The sequence below is a fragment of the Pseudooceanicola aquaeponti genome, from assembly GCF_050897975.1.
Lineage (GTDB): Bacteria > Pseudomonadota > Alphaproteobacteria > Rhodobacterales > Rhodobacteraceae > Pseudooceanicola.
Genome location: NZ_JBPAXY010000006.1, coordinates 128,475 through 149,191 on the forward strand (window position 1 = coordinate 128,475; position 20,717 = coordinate 149,191).

Annotated in this window: 18 protein-coding genes; 11 read left to right on the forward strand and 7 right to left on the reverse strand. The window is 65.9% G+C overall.

What is annotated here, in order from left to right:
* Window positions 1–186 precede the first annotated feature (186 nt).
* The 3 genes from ACRARE_RS15570 to ACRARE_RS15580 all read left to right on the forward strand — a co-directional run bounded on the left by ACRARE_RS15570 (window position 187) and on the right by ACRARE_RS15580 (window position 2,937).
* Window positions 187–1,029 carry an ABC transporter permease gene (locus ACRARE_RS15570; protein WP_432657376.1) on the forward strand — a complete coding sequence of 281 codons (843 nt, stop codon included), beginning with the start codon at window positions 187–189 and terminating at the stop codon, window positions 1,027–1,029.
* Between the two features lie 44 nt (window positions 1,030–1,073).
* Entirely contained in the window at window positions 1,074–2,066 is a 993-nt protein-coding gene (locus tag ACRARE_RS15575) for an ABC transporter substrate-binding protein (protein ID WP_432657377.1), read from the forward strand.
* A gap of 157 nt (window positions 2,067–2,223) precedes the next feature.
* The gene (locus ACRARE_RS15580) at window positions 2,224–2,937 is read left to right on the forward strand and encodes a FadR/GntR family transcriptional regulator (protein WP_432657683.1); all 714 of its coding nucleotides are present in this window, start codon (window positions 2,224–2,226) and stop codon (window positions 2,935–2,937) included.
* A gap of 218 nt (window positions 2,938–3,155) precedes the next feature.
* Here the strand turns inward: ACRARE_RS15580 and ACRARE_RS15585 are convergent, their stop codons facing one another.
* Window positions 3,156–3,860: a DUF1028 domain-containing protein gene (locus tag ACRARE_RS15585; RefSeq protein ID WP_432657378.1), complete on the reverse strand. Its 705-nt coding sequence runs from the start codon at window positions 3,858–3,860 to the stop codon at window positions 3,156–3,158.
* Window positions 3,861–3,965: 105 nt separating this feature from the next.
* On the opposite strand from ACRARE_RS15585, the gene ACRARE_RS15590 reads away from it, so the two are divergent.
* The 4 genes from ACRARE_RS15590 (at window position 3,966) to ACRARE_RS15605 (ending at window position 9,574) form a co-directional block, all read left to right on the forward strand.
* A complete protein-coding gene (locus ACRARE_RS15590) occupies window positions 3,966–5,555 on the forward strand; it encodes an ABC transporter substrate-binding protein (RefSeq protein ID WP_432657379.1) in 1,590 nt (529 codons plus the stop codon).
* Between the two features lie 206 nt (window positions 5,556–5,761).
* Window positions 5,762–6,709, forward strand: a complete 948-nt coding sequence (locus tag ACRARE_RS15595; protein WP_432657380.1) for an ABC transporter permease — start codon at window positions 5,762–5,764, stop codon at window positions 6,707–6,709.
* 13 nt (window positions 6,710–6,722) lie between these two features.
* Window positions 6,723–8,621, forward strand: a complete 1,899-nt coding sequence (locus ACRARE_RS15600) for a dipeptide/oligopeptide/nickel ABC transporter permease/ATP-binding protein (RefSeq protein ID WP_432657381.1) — start codon at window positions 6,723–6,725, stop codon at window positions 8,619–8,621.
* A complete protein-coding gene (locus ACRARE_RS15605) occupies window positions 8,618–9,574 on the forward strand; it encodes an ABC transporter ATP-binding protein (RefSeq protein WP_432657382.1) in 957 nt (318 codons plus the stop codon). The genes ACRARE_RS15600 and ACRARE_RS15605 overlap by 4 nt, the downstream gene beginning before the upstream one ends.
* Before the next feature lie 9 nt (window positions 9,575–9,583).
* Here the strand turns inward: ACRARE_RS15605 and ACRARE_RS15610 are convergent, their stop codons facing one another.
* Together ACRARE_RS15610 and phaR are read right to left on the reverse strand one after the other, a co-directional pair.
* Window positions 9,584–10,570: a LysR family transcriptional regulator gene (locus ACRARE_RS15610; protein WP_432657383.1), complete on the reverse strand. Its 987-nt coding sequence runs from the start codon at window positions 10,568–10,570 to the stop codon at window positions 9,584–9,586.
* Between the two features lie 26 nt (window positions 10,571–10,596).
* Window positions 10,597–11,163, reverse strand: coding sequence for a polyhydroxyalkanoate synthesis repressor PhaR (gene phaR / locus ACRARE_RS15615; RefSeq protein WP_432657384.1), 567 nt, complete (start codon window positions 11,161–11,163; stop codon window positions 10,597–10,599).
* Window positions 11,164–11,389: 226 nt separating this feature from the next.
* Between phaR and ACRARE_RS15620 the strand changes: the two genes are divergently transcribed.
* Window positions 11,390–11,974, forward strand: a complete 585-nt coding sequence (locus tag ACRARE_RS15620) for an outer membrane protein (protein ID WP_432657385.1) — start codon at window positions 11,390–11,392, stop codon at window positions 11,972–11,974.
* A gap of 160 nt (window positions 11,975–12,134) precedes the next feature.
* Here the strand turns inward: ACRARE_RS15620 and ACRARE_RS15625 are convergent, their stop codons facing one another.
* Complete coding sequence (locus ACRARE_RS15625; RefSeq protein ID WP_432657386.1) at window positions 12,135–12,578, reverse strand: phasin family protein; 444 nt, start codon at window positions 12,576–12,578, stop codon at window positions 12,135–12,137.
* Here ACRARE_RS15625 and ACRARE_RS15630 point away from each other — a divergent pair.
* Window positions 12,547–12,768: a hypothetical protein gene (locus tag ACRARE_RS15630; RefSeq protein WP_432657387.1), complete on the forward strand. Its 222-nt coding sequence runs from the start codon at window positions 12,547–12,549 to the stop codon at window positions 12,766–12,768. The two genes, ACRARE_RS15625 and ACRARE_RS15630, sit on opposite strands and share 32 nt — an antisense overlap.
* Before the next feature lie 12 nt (window positions 12,769–12,780).
* Here ACRARE_RS15630 and ACRARE_RS15635 read toward each other — a convergent pair whose 3' ends face one another.
* Window positions 12,781–14,589: a PHA/PHB synthase family protein gene (locus tag ACRARE_RS15635; protein WP_432657388.1), complete on the reverse strand. Its 1,809-nt coding sequence runs from the start codon at window positions 14,587–14,589 to the stop codon at window positions 12,781–12,783.
* Between the two features lie 143 nt (window positions 14,590–14,732).
* Here ACRARE_RS15635 and phaZ point away from each other — a divergent pair, with 143 nt between their 5' ends.
* Window positions 14,733–16,004, forward strand: a complete 1,272-nt coding sequence (gene phaZ, locus ACRARE_RS15640; protein WP_432657389.1) for a polyhydroxyalkanoate depolymerase — start codon at window positions 14,733–14,735, stop codon at window positions 16,002–16,004.
* A 105-nt stretch (window positions 16,005–16,109) separates the two neighbouring features.
* On the opposite strand, the gene ACRARE_RS15645 is transcribed toward phaZ, so the two are convergent.
* Window positions 16,110–16,565 carry a methylated-DNA--[protein]-cysteine S-methyltransferase gene (locus tag ACRARE_RS15645; RefSeq protein ID WP_432657390.1) on the reverse strand — a complete coding sequence of 152 codons (456 nt, stop codon included), beginning with the start codon at window positions 16,563–16,565 and terminating at the stop codon, window positions 16,110–16,112.
* 389 nt (window positions 16,566–16,954) lie between these two features.
* Here ACRARE_RS15645 and ACRARE_RS15650 point away from each other — a divergent pair, with 389 nt between their 5' ends.
* Window positions 16,955–17,371: a hypothetical protein gene (locus ACRARE_RS15650; RefSeq protein WP_432657391.1), complete on the forward strand. Its 417-nt coding sequence runs from the start codon at window positions 16,955–16,957 to the stop codon at window positions 17,369–17,371.
* A 248-nt stretch (window positions 17,372–17,619) separates the two neighbouring features.
* Here the strand turns inward: ACRARE_RS15650 and ileS are convergent, their stop codons facing one another.
* Window positions 17,620–20,526: an isoleucine--tRNA ligase gene (ileS, locus tag ACRARE_RS15655; protein ID WP_432657392.1), complete on the reverse strand. Its 2,907-nt coding sequence runs from the start codon at window positions 20,524–20,526 to the stop codon at window positions 17,620–17,622.
* Window positions 20,527–20,717: the final 191 nt, after the last annotated feature.

The window sequence follows — 20,717 nt, forward strand, 5'->3', positions numbered from 1 at the left end:
GCAGATGGCATTTGAAAACCGCTTTCCGACCCGAGGCCTGGGCCCGTCCGCGGGAGGGCGCATTGCGCCCGCCCGGGGGGGCGGACGGGCGCAGGCCGGGCCGCTGGCCCGTCCGGCGGAAATGACGCGGGACGGCGCAATGGCGCAGGTCTGCGCAGACCTGCGCCTGATCGAGGAGGGCTTCCAATGACGCTCGTAATCGCCGCCTTCGTCCTCTGGGCGGGCCTGTGGTATCTCAACGTGCAACTGGCCAATGGCCGGGGCGGGGACACCCGCGCCGTGGGCCTGGCCGTGCCGGTGATCTTCGGCCTGACCCTGCTGGGCATGTGGGAGCTGATCGTGCGCGGCCTCGAACTGCCCATGGTCATCCTGCCCGCGCCCTCGATGATCGCCGCGCGCTTCGCCAGCTCGATCCCGACGCTGTGGACCGACTTCGTGCAGACCTTCCTCAAGGGCGCGCTGTCGGGCTTTGTCATCGGCAGCCTGGCGGCCTTCGTGGTGGCCATCCTGGTGGACCGCAGCGACTTCTTGCGCCGGGGCATCCTGCCCGTGGGCAGCTTCGTCGCCGCCCTGCCCATCGTCGGCACCGCGCCGATCCTGGTCATGTGGTACGGTTTCGACTGGCAGTCGAAGGCCGCCGTGGTCACCATCATGGTCTTCTTCCCGATGCTGGTGAACATCACCGCCGGTCTTCAGGAAACCACCCAGATGCAGCGCGACCAGATCAAGACCTGGGCCGCAACCTATTGGCAGGGGCTGTGGAAGCTGCGCCTGCCTGCCGCCATGCCCTTCATCTTCAACGGGCTGAAGATTTCATCGACACTGGCCCTGATCGGGGCGATCGTGGCGGAATTCTTCGGATCGCCGATTGCGGGCATGGGCTTTCGTATCTCAACATCGGTGGGACAATTGGCGCTGGACATGGTCTGGGCCGAGATCGTCGTCGCCGCTCTGGCGGGATCGCTGTTCTACGGGGCGATCGCTCTGGTGGAACGCTGGGTGACCTATTGGCACCCGTCTCAGCGCTGAAGAGCGCATATAAAAACATGAAGACCAAACAGGGAGTTATACTCATGAAGAACTGGATCGCAGGGGCCGTTGCCCTGACCGCGACCGCCGCCGGCGCCCAGGCCGCCGACGAGGTGACGCTGCAACTGAAATGGGTCACCCAGGCCCAGTTCGCCGGCTACTACGTGGCCGAGGCCAAGGGCTTCTACGACGCGGCCGATCTGGACGTGACGATCAAGGCCGGTGGCCCCGACATCGCGCCCGAACAGGTGATCGCCGCCGGTGGCGCCGATGTCATCACCACCTGGATGGCCGCTGGCCTGGCGGCGCGCGAACGCGGTGTGCCCCTGGTCAACATCGCCCAGCCCTTCAAGACCGGCGGTCTGCAAGTGAACTGCCTGAAGGCCGCGGGCATCGAAAGCACCGATGACTTCCCCGGTCACACCATGGGCGTCTGGTTCTACGGCAACGAATATCCCTTCTACGCCTGGATGGCGAAGCTGGGCGTGGAAACCGACGGCGCTGATGACAACGGCGTGACGGTGATCAAGCAGGCCTTCTCGGCGGATCCGCTGATCAACGGCCAGGCCGACTGCATCTCGACCATGACCTACAACGAGTACGGTCAGATCCTGGATGCGGGCATCACCGAAGAGGAACTGGTGACCTTCAACTACCTCGAAGAGGGCGTGGGGATGCTGGAAGACGGCCTCTACGTGCTGGAAGAGAACCTCGAGGACCCGGCCTTCAAGGACAAGATGGTCCGCTTCGTCGCCGCCTCGATGGAGGGCTGGAAATACGCCGAAGCCAACCCCGATGAGGCCGCCGAGATCGTGCTGGAATTCGACGAGACCGGCGCCCAGACGCTGGAGCACCAGCAATACATGATGGGCGAGGTCGCCAAGCTGACCGCCGGTTCCGACGGTACCCTGGACCCGGCCGACTACGAGCAGACCGTGGCCACCCTGCTGTCCGCCGTCAGCCCGGAAAACCCCGCCATCACCAAGGAACCCGAGGGCGCCTGGACCCATGCGATCACCGACGAGGCGCTGAAGTAAGCGCCCCTTCGGCAGCAAAACCTGCGAAAGGGCCGGGCATTGCGTCCCGGCCCTTTTTGCGTCAGCCTCGCAATTCATCATGAGAAATCGGCGCGGGCAGGCGCGCGGGGAAGGGCAGCGGCAGGTGGCAGACGGGGCAGAACGGCGATCGCGGCCCGTGCAGGTGGCCGAGGCGATCAAGGACTACGTGGTCGAAGAGGGGTTGCGCATGGGCGACCGCCTGCCCGGCGAGGCCGAAATGATCGCCCGTTTCGGCATGTCCAAGGGCACGATCCGCGAGGCGATGCGCATCCTCGAGGCCCAGGGGCTGGTCAAGACCCGGACCGGCCCGGGCGGCGGCAGCTTCGTCCATGAGGTCAGCCGCGAACGGGCCCAGGCGCTTCTGGGCAATTACTTCTACTTCCGCGACCTGACCCTGAAGGACATCTACCAGATGCGCCGCTGGCTTGAGCCCGAGCTGGCCGCTTCGCTGGCGGGCAAGCTGACCGATGCGCAGCTGTCGCGGCTGGATGCGGTGGTGGAAACCTACGACCACCCCTCGGCCAGCGTCGAGGAAGAGCGCGAACAGCATGTGGCCTCGCTGCGCTTCCACCAGCTGCTGGCCGAGTTCGCCCGCAACGAGTTGCTGGGCTTCGTCATCGGCTTCATGGCGCAGATCCTTAGCGATCTGACGATCTATCGCCGCCTCTATGAACCCGCCAATCCCGAGCTGTGGGAAAAGGGCCGGGCCTACCAGCTGGAACTGCTCGACGCGCTGCGCCGGGGCGACCCGGACCGGGCGCGGCTGGTGATGGCCGATCACATGGCCACCGCCGAGGCGCTGATGGAGGGGCAGGAGGCAGAGATGATGAAACGCTTCCTTACTGCCTGAACCTCGCGCCCGCCGCTGATGTGGCAGATCGCCCGTGCCGGGCGATGCCTCCCTAGCGGGGATATTTTTGGCAATGAGAAAAGGTTGGCGTGGCGCCTTTGGGGCGAGGGCGCGCGATATCGGTCCGCGCCCCACGCCCTCCCATTCGCCGGGCTGAAAATACTCCGGGGGAGTCTCCGGTACGGAGACGGGGGCAGCGCCCCCTCTGCCGGGGCCGCTCAGTCCGCCGTGGGGGCGGCGTCCAGCCGGGCGAAATCCGCGTCGGTTGGCGCGCGGAAGGGTGCCTCTTTCGTGGGCACCAGCCCGGCCCATTCGGCGTAAAGGCCGGTGGTGGCGCGCAGATGCAGGGCGCGCAGATCGACCAGCGGCGAATCGGAGGCGTCGATGCGCAGGCTCAGCGGCGCCATGTCGGGGCCAAGGCAGAGCAGCGCCGCCGACAGCAGACCGCGACTGTCCGAGCCCGCCGCCTCGGCCGCCGTCAGTGCCGCCAGCAGCCGTTCGGGCATCGTGCCGCGTGCCTTTTCATAGCCCTGGGCCAGCGCCTCCAGCACCGCTTCGGAGCTGAGCATGTTGCCTGCCACCACCAGGTTTGGCCGGGTCAGTGCTGCGCAGGCGGGGACCGAGGCCGCGCCGGTGAAGGCGCCGGTGTTGCCCAGCAGATCAAGGGCCGAGAGCTGGCGATGATCGCGGCCCGTATCGGGGGCGGTCACCTCAGTCACCGCGGCGGGGGCAGGGGCCCCGGCCTGCATCTCGTCCAGCACCGCCTCGCCCCAGAGGGTCGAGGGCGCGGTGCCCTGGCTGGCGGACATCCCCGCGCCAAGCCGGCCGCGCAGGACCCATCCGCCGACGCAAAGCGAGCCGGTGGCCGCCGCCCCGCCGATCCTGCCTGTTTCCGCGTCACGGACGAGAATGGAAAAGGTCATGCTGCCTCCGGTCGTTTCTTGCCTCTTGAATTTATCATGAGAATTTGGCTCAGTGCAATTTATCATGATCAATAGCGGCCCGCTTACCCGAAGGAGAGGCGCAAGATGACACAGGGAATTCTCAACTGGACCCGCCGGGGGCTTCTGGCCTCGGGCACGGCTTTGACCATGGCGCTGGCCCTTGGCGCAGGCGGTGCCGCTCAGGCGCAGACGCCGCCGGGCGTTCTGATCGTCGGCCAGATCGCCGAGCCGAAGGCGCTGGACCCGGCCGCGGTGACGGCGGTGAACGACTTCCGTATCCTGATGAACGTCTATGACGGGCTGGTGCGCTACAAGTCCGGCACGCTGGAGGTCGAACCGGCCCTGGCCGAAAGCTGGGAGATTTCCGAGGACGGCACCACCTACACCTTCCACCTGCGCGAGGGCGTGACCTTCCACGACGGCAGCGCCTTCGACGCCGAGGCGGTGAAGTTCAACTTTGACCGGATGCTGGACGAAGAGCACCCCTTCCACAACACCGGGCCCTTCCCGCTGGCTTTCTTCTTCTCGTCGGTCGAAGAGGTGACGGTGGTCGATCCGCTGACGGTCGAATTCACCCTGAACGCCCCCTTCGCGCCCTTCCTGTCGAACCTGGCCTATCCCACCGGGCTGATCGTCTCGCCCGCCGCGGTCGAGCAATACGGCACCGACTATGGCCGTCACCCCTCGGGCACCGGACCCTTCACCTTTGCCGAATGGGAATCCAACACCCATGTGATCCTCAACGCCAATGCCGACTACTGGGATGGCGCGCCCGAGCTGAAGACGGTGGTCTTCCGCCCGATCACCGATGCCAACACCCGCACCGCCGAGATGCTTGCGGGGGGGATCGACCTGATGGTCGAGGTGCCGCCGGTGTCGCTGTCGGAATTCCAGGGCGATGACTTCACCGTGGTCGAACAGGCAGGCCCCCATGTCTGGTTCCTGATCCTGAACGCCAAGGACGGCCCCTTTGCCGACAAGCTGGTGCGCCAGGCGGCGAACTATGCGGTCAACAAGCAGGCCCTAGTGGAAAACGTGCTGGAGGGCACCGCCGAGGTGGCCGCCGGGCCGATCCCGCCCGCCTTCAACTGGGCCTATGACGACAGCCTGACCCCCTATGCCTATGACCCCGAAAAGGCCAAGGCGCTGCTGGCGGAGTCCGGTGTCGAGGATCTGTCGCTGACCTTCTACGTCACCGAAGGCGGCTCGGGGATGCTGGATCCGGTGGCCATGGGCACCGCCATCCAGGCGGACCTTGAGGCCGTGGGCTTTGACGTCGCCATCGAAACCTACGAGTGGAACACCTTCCTGGGCGAGGTGAACCCCGGGCTGGAGGGCAAGGCGGACTTGGCCGAAATGGCCTGGATGACCAACGACCCCGACACGCTGCCCTATCTGGCGCTGCGCTCGGAGGCCTGGCCGGACAAGGGGGGCTTCAACTCGGGTTACTATTCGAACCCCGAGGTCGATGCCCTGCTGGAAACCGCCCGCGTCTCGACCAGCCAGGAGGAACGCGCCGCTGCCTACAAGGAAATGCAGCAGATCGTGCAGGAAGACGCCCCCTGGCTCTTCGTGGCGAACTGGAAGCAGAACGCGGTGACCTCCGAGGCGGTCGAGAACTTCGCGCTGGAGCCGTCCTTCTTCCTGCTGCTGAAGGACGTTGTGAAGAACTGACCCCTGGGTCCGTGAGAGTGTTCCGGGCGTGGGACGGTGGATTGGCATCCACCCTACGCCCGGGATTCGGCGGCGGGGCGTAGCTCTGGCCGCCCGTTTCCTTGGGCGCGGCCCGGCCTTTGCGCGCAGGGGGCGCGCCCGCGTAGGGTGGATGCCAATCCACCATGGCCCCAAGATCCCCCACCGGACCCCAGCGGAGGCAAGGCATGACCGGCTATATCCTCAAGCGACTTCTTTCGGCGGTGCCGGTGCTGTTCGGCATTACCGTCATCGTCTTCCTGATCATGGCGATGATCCCGGGCGACCCGGCGCTGGCCATCCTGGGCGCCTATGCCACGCCCGAGAATGTCGCCAAGATCAACCGTGACCTGGGCCTGGATGCGCCGCTGGTGGCGCGCTATTTCATCTGGCTGGGCAATATGCTGACCGGGGATTTCGGCACCTCTTTCAGCCTGAACCGCCCTGTCATCGACGAGGTGACGGACCGTTTCAGTGCCACGCTTTTGCTGGCCGGGACGTCCTTCATCCTTTGTGCGGTGCTGGGGATCGCGGCGGGCGTCATCTCGGCCGCCAGGCAATACGGCTGGGCCGACAAGGGGATCACCTTTGCGGTGCTTCTGGGGATCTCGATCCCGTCCTTCTTCCTCGGCATGATGATGATCCTGATCTTCGCGGTCGAGCTGCGCTGGTTCCCCGTCTCGGGGATGAAGATGGCCTATGGCGGCGGCGGGTTCTGGGATGTGGCCGACCACCTGGTGATGCCGGCCCTGGCCCTGGCGGTGGTGGCCACCGGCGTGGTGGCGCGGCTGTCACGCTCGGCCATGCTGGAGGTGCTGCGCCAGGATTTCATCCGCACCGCCCGCGCCAAGGGCGTGGGCGAGGGGCGCGTGATCTGGGGCCATGCCCTGCGCGCCGCCATGGTCAGCATCATCCCCGTCCTGGGCATCCAGGCGGGCTTCGTCCTGTCCGGCGCGGTCTATATCGAGATGGTCTTCCAGTGGCCCGGGGTGGGGCGGATGCTGGTGGATGCGATCCTGAAGCGTGACATCCTGCTGGTACAGGGGGGCGTCGTCTTCGTCGCCGCCTGCTACGTGCTCTTCAACATCGCGGTGGATGTGGCGCAATCGCTGCTCGACCCCCGAATCAAGACCTGAGGGGGCGCGAGATATGCAATTCCTGAGCCTTATCGCCCGCAATCGCCTGGCTGCCGCCGGGGGGATCGTGCTGGTGGCGGTGATCGTCCTGGCGCTGATCTCGCCGCTCTTGCCGTTGCCCGACCCGGATGTGACCGATACCGCCAACCGCTTTCTGAAACCCGGGGCGCCGGGGCATCTGCTGGGCACCGACCACCTGGGCCGCGACCTGGCGGCGCGGTTGATGGACGGCACCCGGCTTAGCCTCGCCGTGGGCTTTGCCGCCGCCATCTTCGCCGCCGTGATCGGCGCCGCCATCGGCATCATCGCGGGCTATTTCGGCGGGCGCACCGACAATCTGATCATGCGCGCCGTCGATATGCTGATGGCCTTTCCCTATATCCTGCTGGCCCTGGCCATCGTCGCGGCCCTGGGCCCTGGGCTGGTCAATGCGCTGATCGCCGTGGCCGCCGTCAACATCCCCTTCTTCGCCCGCAATATCCGGGGCGTCACCGTGGGGTTGGCGCATAAGGAATTCGTCGATGCGGCCCGCCTGGCGGGCCTGGGCCACACCCGGATCATCCTGACCGAGATCCTGCCCAATGTGATCCCGGTGATCGTCATCGCCATGTCCACCACCATTGGCTGGATGATCCTGGAAACCGCCGGCCTCTCGTTCCTCGGGCTGGGCAGCCAGCCGCCCCAGGCCGATCTGGGCTCGATGCTGGGCGAGGCGCGTTCGGCGCTGATCACCAATCCCCATACTTCGGTCGTGCCCGGCGCCATGATCCTGATCATCGTCATGGGGATCAACCTGCTGGGCGACGGGGTGCGCGACGCGCTGGATCCGCGCCTGCGCTCTGGCGCGCTGACCCGGCCCATGGCGGCAACCCAGGTGCGGCGCGAGGGGCCGGTGCCCGCCTCGACCGACCCCGAGGCAGTGCTGGAGTTGCAGGATCTGCAAACCCAGTTCCACGTCAAGGATCGCATCTACAAGGCCGTGGGCGGTGTCTCGCTGCGGGTGGCGCCGGGCGAATGTCTGGGGATCATCGGCGAAAGCGGGTCCGGCAAGTCGGTCACTGCGCTGTCGGTGATGGGGCTGGTGGCCTCGCCGCCGGGTGTGATCACCGGGGGCGCGGCCCGCTACAAGGGCGAGGATCTGGTGGGCGCGCCCTATGATCACCTGCGGCGTCTGCGCGGCGACCGGGTGGCCTATATCTTTCAGGATCCGCTGGCCACGCTGCATCCGCTTTACAAGGTGGGCGACCAGCTGGCCGAGGCGATCCTGGTGCACCACAGGGTGGGCAAGGCCGAGGCGCGGCGGCGCGCGGTGGATCTGCTGAAACAGGTGCGCATTCCCAATGCCCAAAGCCGCGCCGACAGCTATCCGCACGAGATGTCGGGCGGGATGCGACAGCGCGTGGGCATCGCCATGGCCCTGGCCAACGACCCCGACGTGATCATCGCGGACGAGCCGACAACGGCGCTGGACGTGACCGTGCAGGCGCAGGTGCTGTCGCTGCTGGATGACCTGCGCCGCGAGCGCGGGCTGGCCATCGTCTTTATCACCCACGACTTCGGCGTGGTGGCGCAGCTGTGCGACCGGGTGGCGGTGATGTACGCGGGCCGTATTGTGGAGACAGGCCCGACCGAGGCGGTTCTGGCCGCCCCCGCTCATCCCTATACCGCGCGGCTGATCGCCTGCGTGCCCGAGCTGGGCGGCGGCCGCCGACGGCTCGAGGCGATCCCGGGCCTGCCGCCCGCCGTTGATCGGCTGGAACCCGGCTGCGCCTTCGCGCCGCGCTGCCTGAAGGCCCGGGACGCCTGCCGCCGGGGCGAGATCGCCCTGGCGGGCCGTGGCGCCCGTGCCGTGCGCTGCATCGACCCGGAAACCGATCTGCCGGAAACCGATTTGAAGGAGGGCGCGGCATGAGCGCGGTTCTGAAACTCGAGGGTCTGGCCAAAAGCTTTCCGGTGGGCAAGCGTCTGCTGGGGGCGCCGCGCGGCATGGTCCATGCGGTGCGCCCGGTGGATCTGGAGGTCGAAGAGGGCGAGACCCTAGGCATCGTCGGCGAGTCGGGCTGTGGCAAGTCCACCCTGGCACGGATGCTGGTCGGCCTGCTGCCCCCCAGTGAGGGCAGCATCGAGCTGGGCGGGGCGCCACTGGACAACGCCGACCCGGCGGAGTTCGGCAAGAAGATCCAATATGTCTTTCAGGATCCCATCTCGTCGCTCAACCCGCGCAAGACCATCCGCCAGGTGATGGAGGCGCCGTTGAAGCGGCTGCACGGGCTGGACCGGGCGCAGCGGGAGAAACGGATTTCCGAGATTTTCGCCTCGGTGAATCTGCGCGAAGAGTTTCTGGATCGTTACCCGCATGAGTTTTCCGGCGGTCAGGCGCAACGGATCGGCATTGCCCGGGCCCTGGCCGCCGAGGCCAAGATCCTGATCCTGGACGAGCCGGTTTCGGCGCTGGACGTCAGTGTGCAGGCGCAGGTGCTGAACCTGCTGGCCGATCTGAAGGCCAAGCTGGGGCTGACCTATCTCTTCATCAGCCATGACCTGGCGGTGGTCGAGGCGGTGTCGGACCGGGTCGCGGTGCTCTACTTCGGGTCGGTGGTCGAGGTGGGGCGTGCCGAAGAGATCTTTCGCGCCCCGCGTCACCCCTACACCCAGCTTCTGGCCCGCTCGGCGCCGGTCGTGGGCCGCGCCCTGTCGGCGCCCGAGGGGAAAGAGACCGAACTGCCCGATCCGCTGAACCCGCCTGCGGGCTGCGCCTTCAAGGCGCGCTGCCCGCGCGCCACGGATCTTTGCGGGCAATCGGTGCCGCAACTGGAGGGGGACGCCGCACAGCGCGTGGCCTGTTTCCATCCACTGGAAGGGTAGGCGCGTCCCTCAGTCGGCGGCGATGCGCACCGAGTTGGCAACCCAGGGGTAGGCGGCCAGATCCGTTTCCGCCTCGATCTGGCGCAACAGGGCGCGCAGGTCGCGGGCCAGACGGGTGGGCAGATCCGACAGGATCCCCTGGCGCGCGGTCAGCACGATCCGGCGCGACAGCGGCGCAAAGGGCAGGGGGTGGATGTCCAGGCTCGGCATCAGCCGCCGCGCCCGCAGCAGGGCCAGCGGCGGCAGGATCGTCCAGCCGGTGCCCGCCGAGACCAGCGCCAGGATGGCGTGATAGCTGTCCAGTTCGAACCGGTGATCCAGGCGCAGGTTCTGCTGTGCCAGATGGGTCGAGATCAGCCGCCCCATATAGTGGCGCGTGGTGTACTGGATCATCGGCTGGCCCTTCAGCTGCTCCATCAGCGGGCGGGCGGGATCGACGGCGCCGGGCGGGGTGGCGACGATGAAATCCTCGGTCAGGATGTCGTGCACCTCGGCCCAGTCGGCGGGTTCGGACATCTCGGCGGCGATCACCACGTCCAGGGCCTCGGCGTCCAGCTGATCATGCAGGTAATGCGAGGCGCCGGTTTCCAGCAGGAAGCGGCATTCGGCCAGATCGCCCGCCACCCGGGTCAGCAGGCGGGGCGTCACATCGGCCTCGAAATCCTCGATCACCCCCAGGCGCAGATGGGTCAGCACCGGCGCGCCCGCCACCGCCAGTTCGGCCCGGGCCTGGGCGGCCTCGGTCAGGATCGCCTCGGCGCGGCGGCGAAAGGCCTCGCCCGCGCGGGTCAGCGTAATGGGCCGGGTCTGGCGCAGCAGCAGGGTGGCGCCCAGGGCGCTTTCCAGATTGGTCAGCTGCTGCGACACCGCCGAGGGGCTGGCCCCCAGTCGCCGCGCCGCAGCAGAGATCGAGCGCTCTTCGGCGGTGGCCACAAAGACCTCGATCCCCCAGAGGGTGACCCGACCGGGAGAGGCAGTAGCGGATTTGTCGGCCATGGGCAGCCCGTCGTTCTATGCGGCGCTCAACTGAGCTTCGACAGTTTCGTCTGCAACTCGGCCAGCTGCTTCTTGATGCTGTCCAGATCGTCGCCCTGCGGGGCAGGGGCGGCGCCTTCGGCGCTGTCGTCTGCGGGGGCGGACCAATTGCCGGAAAAGCCCGAGGTCATCGCCTTCAGGAAGGCCGCCTGCTGCGCCTGCATCGCTTCGATGCCGGGCATGTTGGCCATCATCGGGTTCACCTTTTCCAGGTTTTCCATCATCTTGGACTGCCCGTCGCGCAGCATCTCGAAAGAGGCGGCCAGGAACTGCGGCACCACCGACCCGGCGGAGGAAGAGTAGGAGCGCACCAGGTCGGTCAGCACATTCAGCGGCAGCACGTTCTCGCCGCGGCTTTCATGCTCGGCGATGATTTGCAGCAGGTATTGCCGGGTCAGGTCGTCGCCGGATTTCAGATCGACGATCTGCACGTCGCGCCCGGCACGGATGAAGCCCGCGATATCCTCCAGGGTCACGTAGTCGCTGGTCTCGGTGTTGTAGAGACGGCGTGACGCGTAGCGCTTTATGAGCAGCGGAGATTCACTATCAGCCACCGGTTATCCCTCCCCGTTATGCAGCGTTGCAGCAAAGCCTAGATCACAGTTTCGCAAAAAGAAAGCACTGTAAGTGCCCAGGAACTCATCGGGGTGATGTCGATGGGCACTACGGATGCGGGCATTGTTAACCAGCTTTATCCGTATGCCTAGAAATGATCGGGCGACTGTGGTTACTGACTCGTGAACCAGTTGTTAATCACTAGTTAAATGGGTGAATATCTGAATGCTACGAACGACTTGCGCAGCCCTCTGCCTGGGGCTTCTGGCCTCTCCTGCCTTTGCCGGAAATCCGAAAACCCCGGTGGTAGCGGCCGAGCCCGTCCTGGCGCCGGTGGCGCCTGCCGTGGATTGGACCGGATTCTATATCGGCGCCATCCTGGGCACCGGCCAATCCGATACCTCGCTTGGGGCAAGCGGCATCGAAGTGTCCCATGACCACGACACGCGGGGCCTGTTCCTGGGCTATCGCCACGATTTCGGCAAGCTGGTGCTGGGCGGCGAACTGGCGCTGGATCATGCCAATGTCGACACCCTGGGCGATACCGCACGCTATCACCTGTCGGCCCATGCGGGCTATGACCTGGGCCGCGTGCTGCCCTATGTCAGCCTGGGCGTGGCCAAGCTGGAGCTGCCGGGCGGCGACGAGACCGGCCATTTCTTCGGCCTGGGCGCCGATTTCAAGGTCAGCGAACGGGTGCTGGTCGGCATCGAGGCACGGCGCACCTATTTCGCCGACGATTTCCTGGGCTTTGCCGGGGGCGACATGGAAGGCGAGACGCTGATGCTGCGGATGGCCTTCCGCTTCTGATACCGGCGGCCTGGCCGGGGTCTGGCCGGGCCGGGCGCTGCGGCTCTTGCCCATCGGGCAAAAAGGAAGGGCGGGTCCTGGCGGACCCGCCCTTTGTTATCGCGCCCTTTTCAAGGGGAGGAGCGAGAGGGGCGCAATTTCCCGGGAGGGGAACCTTGGCTTACTTCGCGGCCGCTTTCTTGGCTGCGGTGGTGGCGTCCTTGGTGGCCTTCTGCACGGCGGCAGAGGCTTCTTCGGTCATGTCCTTGCCGGCGGCCATCATCAGCTCGACGGTGTCGGTCTGGACCTTCTTGGCGATCTCGGCGAAGGCGGCCATGTTCTCGGCCGACATTTCGGCGAAGGCAGAGGCGAAATCGGTCATCGCCTTGGCGTAGTCAGCCGGGTCGGTCTTGGCCTTGGACATTTCCGACATCTTGGTCAGGGTTTCCTTGGTCCACTTGGTCGACAGGTCGGTCGACTTGCCTGCGGCGTCCAGAGCCACGGCGGACAGCTTTTCATTCAGCGTCGCCTGGGTCTTGAATGCGTCTTCCATCGAGGAAGTGTCGACGGGGAAAGCGCCCATGAAGTCTTTCATGATCGCGGTGAAGTCTTGGGTCTTTGCCATTAGTCCATCCTCTTCTGGCCTTTCCGGCGCCTATCCCTGGCCCCGGCGTTTCAATCTTAGGGAGAATATGAATGCTGCGCCGCAGAAAATCAAGATTTTTTCTGCGGCGCAGCAAAAATGGCCGGAAGCGTATGGAAATGTCAGGCGCGCCAAGGCCTTGCGGATCGGCGCGCGCCGCGGGGCAGGGTGACCCTAGGGCAATTCAGCCGGGCAGCGGGGTCGCCACATAGGTCCCGGGCGCGTCGCAAAGCGCCGGGTGAGTCGAATCTCCGGGGGCGCGGGCGGGCACCAGCGTGCCGGAGCGCTTGCGCAACCAGGTCTCCCAGCGGGGCCACCAGGACCCGGGGGTGAACTCGGCCCCCTCCATGAAGGCCTCGGGGGTGTCGGGCAGATCGGCATTGGTATAGTGGCCGTACTTCTTCTTCGACGGCGGGTTCACGATGCCCGCGATATGGCCCGACTGCGACACGATGAAGGTGCGGTCCTTGGCGCCGGTCTTCAGGAAGCCGCGATAGGCGGCCTTCCAGGCGGCGATATGGTCGGTCTCGCAGGTGATCGAACAGATCGGCAGGGTCACATCCGAGATCTGTAGCCTCTCGCCGCAGATCTCGATCCCCTCTGTGGTGAACCTGTTCTTTTGGCACAGCTCGCGCAGGTACTGCACGGCCATGGCGGCGGGCAGGTTGGTGCCGTCGCCGTTCCAATAGAGCAGGTCGAAGGCCGGGGGCTGTTCCCCCATCATGTAGCTGCGGATCGCCGGGCGGTAGACCAGGTCGTTCGAGCGCAGGAACGAGAAGGTCCGCGCCATGATGGCCGAGCGCAGGATACCGACCTTGCTTGCCTCTTCCTCGATCGCATCGACGAAATCGTCCTGAAGGAAGGGGGTGAAATCCCCCTGGTCCGAGAAATCGGTCAGGGTGGTAAAGAAGGTCGCCGACTTGACCGAGCGGTCGCCGCGTTTCTTCATCAGGGCCAGCGCCAGGTGCAGGGTCGTCCCGCCGATGCAATAGCCGATGGCGTTGACCTGCTTCAGCTCGGTGATCTGCTTCACCTGTTCGATGGCCGCCAGGAAGCCGTCTTCGATATAGTCGTCCAGGCTGATGTCGCGATAGCTGGCGTCGGGATTGACCCAGGAGACCACGAAAAGGGTATAGCCCTGGTCGACCACCCAGCGGATGAAGCTGTTCTGCTCCTTCAGGTCGAGGATGTAGAACTTGTTGATCCAGGGCGGGAAGACGATCAGCGGGGTCGAGCGCACTTTTTCGCTGCTGGGCGTGTACTGGATCAGCTCCAGCATGTGGTTGCGCCAGACCACCTTGCCGGGCGCGGTGGCCACGTTCTCGCCCAGGCGGAAGGCGCTTTCATCGGCCAGCCGCACCAGCATCTCGCCGCCCGAGGCCTCTAGGTCGCGCACCAGGTTCTCCAGCCCCTGTACCAGGCTTTCGCCATCGGTTTCCAGCGCGCGTTCCAGCGCGTCCGGGTTGGTGGCCAGGAAGTTGGTCGGCGCCATCATGTCCGCCACCTGGCGGGTGAAATAGCGCAGCCGCTCTTTCTCGGTGGCGTCCAGCCCCTCGACGTCCTCGACCGCCTGGGTCATGGCGGCGGCGTTCAGCTGATATTGCTGTTTGATGAAGTTGAAATAGGGATGCGTCTTCCACAGCGGGTTGGAAAAGCGCGGATCGGCGGGGCCGCTGTCCTCGGGCGCCTCCAGGCGGCCCTTGGCCAGGGCTTCCTGCGCCTCCAGGAAATGGGTAACCGACTTGCCCCAGAAGGCCAACTGGTGCTCGAAGATGCGGGCGGGGTTCTGCACCATCTCGGTCCAGTAGGCGCCTGCGGCCTGGGTAAACAGGTCGGGCGAGGGGGCCTGAAGCCCGGCGGGGGTGGCGTGCTTGTCCTTCAGCGCGGCGATGAAGCGCTGACTCAGTTCCTCGACCCGCGCCAGGTTGGCGTGCAGTTTTTCGAGATTTTCCTGGCTGGAAAGCGCACTCTCGTCAGTCTCTTGTGTTGTCATCTAAACGATTCCCCCCTATTTTCTGCTGTGCAGCATGTGCCGTTTTCCGGTCGACCCCCCTGATGAGGGCTGGCGGAAGGGCACGGCCCGGAAGACCCTTGAAACGGAGAAGCCGGGTTCTGCCCCGCTTTATGGAGATACTGATGCGCTTTATGGCAAGCTACGACCTTATGGAGACGGTGCGCAATACCCAGCAATGGATGGGCGCCTCTGCGCTTAGCCTCGCCTCTTACCCGGCGTTCTCTCTGGTGCCCAACCCGATGCTGACGATGATGGCAGCCTGGGGCGAGGTCACGGAACGCAGCTACAAGCGCATGGTGGCCAAGCCCGACTGGGGCATCCACTCTGTCGCCTGCGAAGATGGCCGCGATCACCTTGTGTCGATCGCCAAGGTCATTGAGCGCCCCTTCGGCGACCTGATCCATTTCGAGGTGCAGGGCCGCGAAGAGAAGGCCCGCAAGGTCCTTCTGGTGGCGCCGATGTCGGGGCACTACGCCACGCTGCTGCGCTCGACCGTGGTCTCGCTGCTGCCAGATTGCGAGGTCTACATCACCGATTGGCATAACGCGCGGGACATTCCTGTCAGCGAGGGCAAGTTCGATATCGAGGACTACACCCTCTACCTTGTCGATTTCATGAAAGAGCTGGGGCCCGACATCAATGTCATAGCGGTCTGCCAGCCCGCGCCGCTGACCCTGGCCGCCACCGCCTATCTGGCCGAGATCTTCCCCGAGGCGCAGCCGCGCACCCTGACCCTGATCGGCGGCCCGATCGACCCTGACGCCACGCCGACCGAGGTGACCGATTTCGGCAACCGCGTGTCCATGGGCCAGCTGGAACAGCTGATGATCCAGCGCGTCGGCGCCAAGTACAAGGGCATCGGCCGCCAGGTCTATCCGGGCCTGTTGCAGCTGACCTCCTTCATCTCGATGAACCTGGACACCCACAGCCAGGCCTTCACCGACCAGATCATGCGCGTGGCGCGCGGCGAGTCGGGCGACCATGACCGGCACAACCGCTTCTACGACGAATATCTGGCGGTGATGGACATGACCGCCGAATTCTACCTTTCGACGGTGGAACGCATCTTCAAGGATGGCGAGATCGCCCAGAACCGCTTCACCATCAACGGCCATGAGGTCGACATCGGCAAGATCACCGATGTGGCGGTCAAGACCGTGGAGGGCGAGAAGGACGATATCTCGGCCCCGGGCCAATGTGTCGCGGCGCTGAACCTCTGCACCGGGGTGCCCGAGAAGATGAAGTCGAACCACCTGGAGCCGGGGGCGGGTCACTACGGCATCTTCGCGGGCTCGTCCTGGCGCAACAACATCCGCCCGCTGGTGCTGGATTTCATCGACCAGAACGCCAACCGCCCCAAGGCGGGCAGCAAGGCCAAGCTGGCCGCGGTCTAAGCGCCGCGTGAAGGTCCCGCACCGCTGAAAGGCCCACAGCCCGCGACCCCAGGTCGCGGGCTTTTTCGTGGCCTGCGGGCTGTCTTGCCCGGGAATGCGGCAGGATCAGATCAGCAAACCCGCCGCCCCTTCGTGTTTCAGCAACCAAACCTTGGTCTCGATCCCGCCATCGCTGGAAAACTCGCCCAGGCCTGTGGCCGACAGCACCCGGTGGCAGGGGATCAGCAGCGGGATCGGATTGCCGCCACAGCCCTGGCCAACGGCCTGGGCGGGCCGGTCCAGGCGCCGGGCCAGCTCGCCATAGGTGCGCGTCTGGCCAAAGGGGATGGCGGCGATCTCGGCGCAGACCGCCTGCTGAAAGGCGCCGCCGGTCACCCGCAATGGCAGGTCGAAATCCTGTCGCTGCCCTGCATAATAGGCGCGGATCTGCGCCGCCGCCTCCTCCAGCAGGGGCGAGGGCGCCTCGGGGCCCAGCGGATGCCAGGCGGCGGCGGTGATGGCGCCGTCACTGGCGCGAAGCCAGAAACGGCCCGTGGGGGTATCGAGGGACAGGCAGGTCATGACACCAGCCTAGCAGCGCGCGGGGCCGGGGCCAGCCCGGATCCTGCGCCTTCGCAGGCGCGGTCAGCTGGGCGCTTTTGCGCGGCAGCTAGGGCGAATTGTCGGGAAATTCCCCTTGGAAACAGGGGAAATCGGCCAAACATGGGCCAAACGTAAAGAACTGCCCGGGCGATTTCTTACCGGCCTTAAGCTGTTGGTAACAGGTCTCTGCACATTCTTACCGTGATCGCCGCCGGTGCGGCCCTCGGGTGAGAAGACGGCGCTGGCGCCGCCTGACCGGACAGAAGACCGGGCCCCTTCGGGCCACATGCGGCCCCCTGACGGCCCGCCCCCGGGTCGCCGCCCCTTTGGGCCCTGCCGGGCCCGGGATTGTCAGAAAGGAGAGTGTCATGCTGGAGACCCTGACAACGGCGCGCCCTCTCTACGCGCCGGACCCAAGACCCAACACGCCCGGAAGCGAGAGTGCCGCCGTAGCCGCGCGCGCCGCGCCAACCGAGGAACAACCGCTGCCCGCGCCCGCGGAACTGCTGCGCCTGACGCTGCAAGCGCCGCAGAAACCGCCCGCGCCGCCGCAACGCCCTCCGCAAGCCCGGGCCGAGGCCCCCGCCGCGCCCGCCGCCGAGGCGCCGGTCTTTCTGGTCGAGCCCGAGGTGCCGCCGGGGCTGAACGCCATCAGCCTGTTTCAGGGGATGCTGACCGAGGCCTCGCGCTCTGGCGCCAATGTGCCGGGGACGTCGATGCATATCTACGCCCTGGTGCAGCAGCTTTCGACGCTGGTCGAGAACAAGATGGAACTGGCGGCCTGACCCCTGTCCTACGGGCGCGCCCGGCCTGATCCGTGGCGGCCGTGACAACGGGCCGGTGCCTATGCAGAGCCGATCCCGAAAGCGGCGGCCGCACGGCAAGATCCTTGGGCGCGCTTGGCGGACCCGACAGGGGCAGGGGGCATGACCTGTCCCGAGCCGCAGCCCAAGCCTCAACGAAAACGCCCCCGCCTGTTCTCAGGCGGGGGCGTTTCCAGTCATCAGGTGCCGAAGGGCCCTTTGGCCAGGCCTCAGTCCAGCGCGCTGTCGCAGCGTCCGCAGACGCCCGCATGGGCATGGGTGCCCACATCCGGCAGGATCTTCCAGCAGCGCTGGCACTTCTCGCCCTCGGCCTTCTCGAAGACCACGGCGACGCCAGTGACCTCGGGCAGGCGATAGGCCTCTTGCGGGGCCGGATCGGCGGTCAGTTGCAGCGCGGAGGTGATGCAGATGTCGGCGAAATCGACCGATTTCAGCGCCTCCAGCACCTCGGCCTCTTCCACATGCACCACCGGCGCGGCCTCCAGCGAGGCTCCGATCACCTTCTCGACCCGCTGCACCTCCAGCGCGGCGGTCACCACGCGGCGCGCCCGGCGCACCCGCGCCCATTTGGCGGCCAGCGCCTCATCCTTCCACGCCGCGGGCGTTTCCGGGAAGTCTTGCAGGTGGACCGAGCTGCCCTCGCCGGGGAAGCGTTCCAGCCAGACCTCCTCCATGGTGAAGACCAGCACCGGCGCCAGCCAGGTGGTTAGCCGGTGGAACAGGATGTCCAGCACGCTGCGCGTGGCCTTGGCTCGCAGGGTGTCGCCGTCGCAGTAAAGCGCATCCTTGCGGATGTCGAAGTAGAAGGATGACAGTTCCACCGTGGCGAAGTTGAAGACCGCCTGGAACACCCCCTGGAAGTCGAAGGCGCGGTAGCCGTCGCGCACCACCTGGTCCAGTTCCGCCAGCCGGTGCAGCACCCAGCGTTCCAGTTCGGGCATATCGGCGGGGGCCACGCGCTGGCTCTCGTCGAAATCGCCCAGGCTGCCCAGGATGAAGCGCATCGTGTTGCGCAGACGGCGGTAGCTGTCGGCGGTGCCCTTCAGGATCGTGTCGCCGATCCGCTGGTCGGCGGTGTAATCGGTCTGGGCCACCCAGAGGCGCAGGATATCCGCGCCATATTGCTTGATCACGTCCTGCGGCGCGATGGTGTTGCCGAGCGATTTGGACATCTTGTTGCCCTTCTCGTCCAGCGTGAACCCATGGGTCACCACATTGCGATAGGGCGCACGGCCCAGGGTGCCGCAGGCCTCCAGCAACGAGGAATGGAACCAGCCGCGGTGCTGGTCGGTGCCTTCCATGTAGACATCGGCGATACCGTCCTCGGTGCCGTCCGCGCGGTCGCGCAGCACGAAGGCGTGGGTCGAGCCACTGTCGAACCACACGTCGAGAACGTCATCGACCTTGGTCCATTCCTCGGCATTGTAGTCGTTGCCCAGGAAGCGTTCCTTGGCCCCGTCCTTGTACCAGGCGTCGGCGCCCTCGGCCTCGAAGGCCTCCACGATGCGGGCATTGACGGCCCTGTCGCGCAGCAGGAAGTCGGGGTCGGTCGGCAGGGCGCCCACCTTGGTGAAACAGGTCAGCGGCACACCCCAGGCGCGTTGCCGCGACAGCACCCAGTCGGGGCGGGTTTCCATCATCGAATGCAGGCGGTTCTTGCCCGATTGGGGGGTGAACTTCACCAGCTCCTCGATGGATTTCAGGGCGCGTTCGCGGATCGTCTCGCCATGGGTGTCCTGGCCGTCGCCCACCTTGCGGTCGATTGCGGCGAACCATTGAGGCGTGTTGCGGAAGATCACCGGCGCCTTCGAGCGCCAGCTGTGCGGATAGCTGTGCTTGATCTTGCCGCGTGCCATCAGCCCGCCGACCTCGGCCAGCTTGTCGATGACGGCCTTGTTGGCGTCGCCTTCACCGCCCTTGCGGTTCAGGATGTACTTGCCGCCGAAGAAGGGCAGGTCGGCGCGGAAGCCGCCGTCGTCCATCACATTGTAGGTGATGACCTGATCGAGCATCCCCAGATCACGGTAAAGCTCGTATTCCTCCATCCCGTGCGAGGGGGCGCAGTGCACGAAGCCGGTGCCTTCCTCGTCGGTGACAAAGGGGGCGGCGCGGAAATCGCGCAGGGCGTCCCATTCGCCGTTTGAGCCCTCAGTGCCGGCGAGGGGGTGCTTGAGGTCCAGCTCGGCCAGCTCGCCGGTCGGCACGTCGCGCACACGGATCCACTGGCCGTCTTCCAGACGCGCCTTGGCAAAGGTGGCGGCGGCCAGCTTGTCGGCCAGCAGGTATTTCTCGCCCACCTTCAGCCAGCATTCCTCGGGCGTGCCGGTGACCTCGTAAAGGCCATAGGCATAGTCCGCGCCGAAGACGACGGCCTTGTTGGACGGGATGGTCCAGGGGGTCGTGGTCCAGATGACCACATGGGCGCCCTCCAGGTCATGGCCCGCATTGGCCACCTTGAACTTCACCCAGATGGTGAAGCTTTCCTTGTCGTGATACTCGACCTCGGCCTCGGCAAGCGCCGTCTGTTCGACGGGCGACCACATCACGGGCTTGGAGCCCTGGTAGAGCGTGCCGTTCATCAGGAACTTCATGAATTCCTCGGCGATGACGCGCTCGGCGTGGAAGTTCATGGTCAGATAGGGATCGGCCCAGTTGCCGGTGATGCCGATGCGCTTGAATTCCTCGCGCTGCACATCCACCCAGCCTTCCGCGAACTTGCGGCATTCCTGGCGGAAGTCGACGATCGGCACCTCGTCCTTGTTCTTGCCCTTCTTGCGGTACTGTTCCTCGATCTTCCATTCGATGGGCAACCCGTGGCAGTCCCAACCGGGGACATAGCGGCTGTCATGGCCCATCATCTGGTGCGAGCGGACGATCATGTCCTTGATCGTCTTGTTCAGGGCGTGACCGATGTGCAGGTGGCCGTTGGCATAGGGCGGGCCGTCATGCAGCGTGAAGGGCGTGCGGCCCTCTTTCTCGCGCAGGCGGTCGTAGATGCCGATCTCCTCCCAGCGGTCCAGCCAGCCGGGCTCGCGCTTGGGCAGGCCCGCGCGCATAGGGAAATCGGTTTTCGGAAGGTTCAGCGTGTCTTTGTAGTCAGGCGTCTCGGCGCACATGGTCGTGATCCGTTTCAGGAAGTCGCAATGTCTGTGAAAGGTCGGCGCGGTAGCCCATGCGCCTTGTCCCGGCCGCTCGAAGTCAGAGCGCCGGGCATGTAATTCGAATGATGGTGGCAAAGGCTCGGGACATCATGGGGGTTGCATACACGCGGGGCGGGCGGGCGTCCAGTGGATCGGGCCGCCGCACC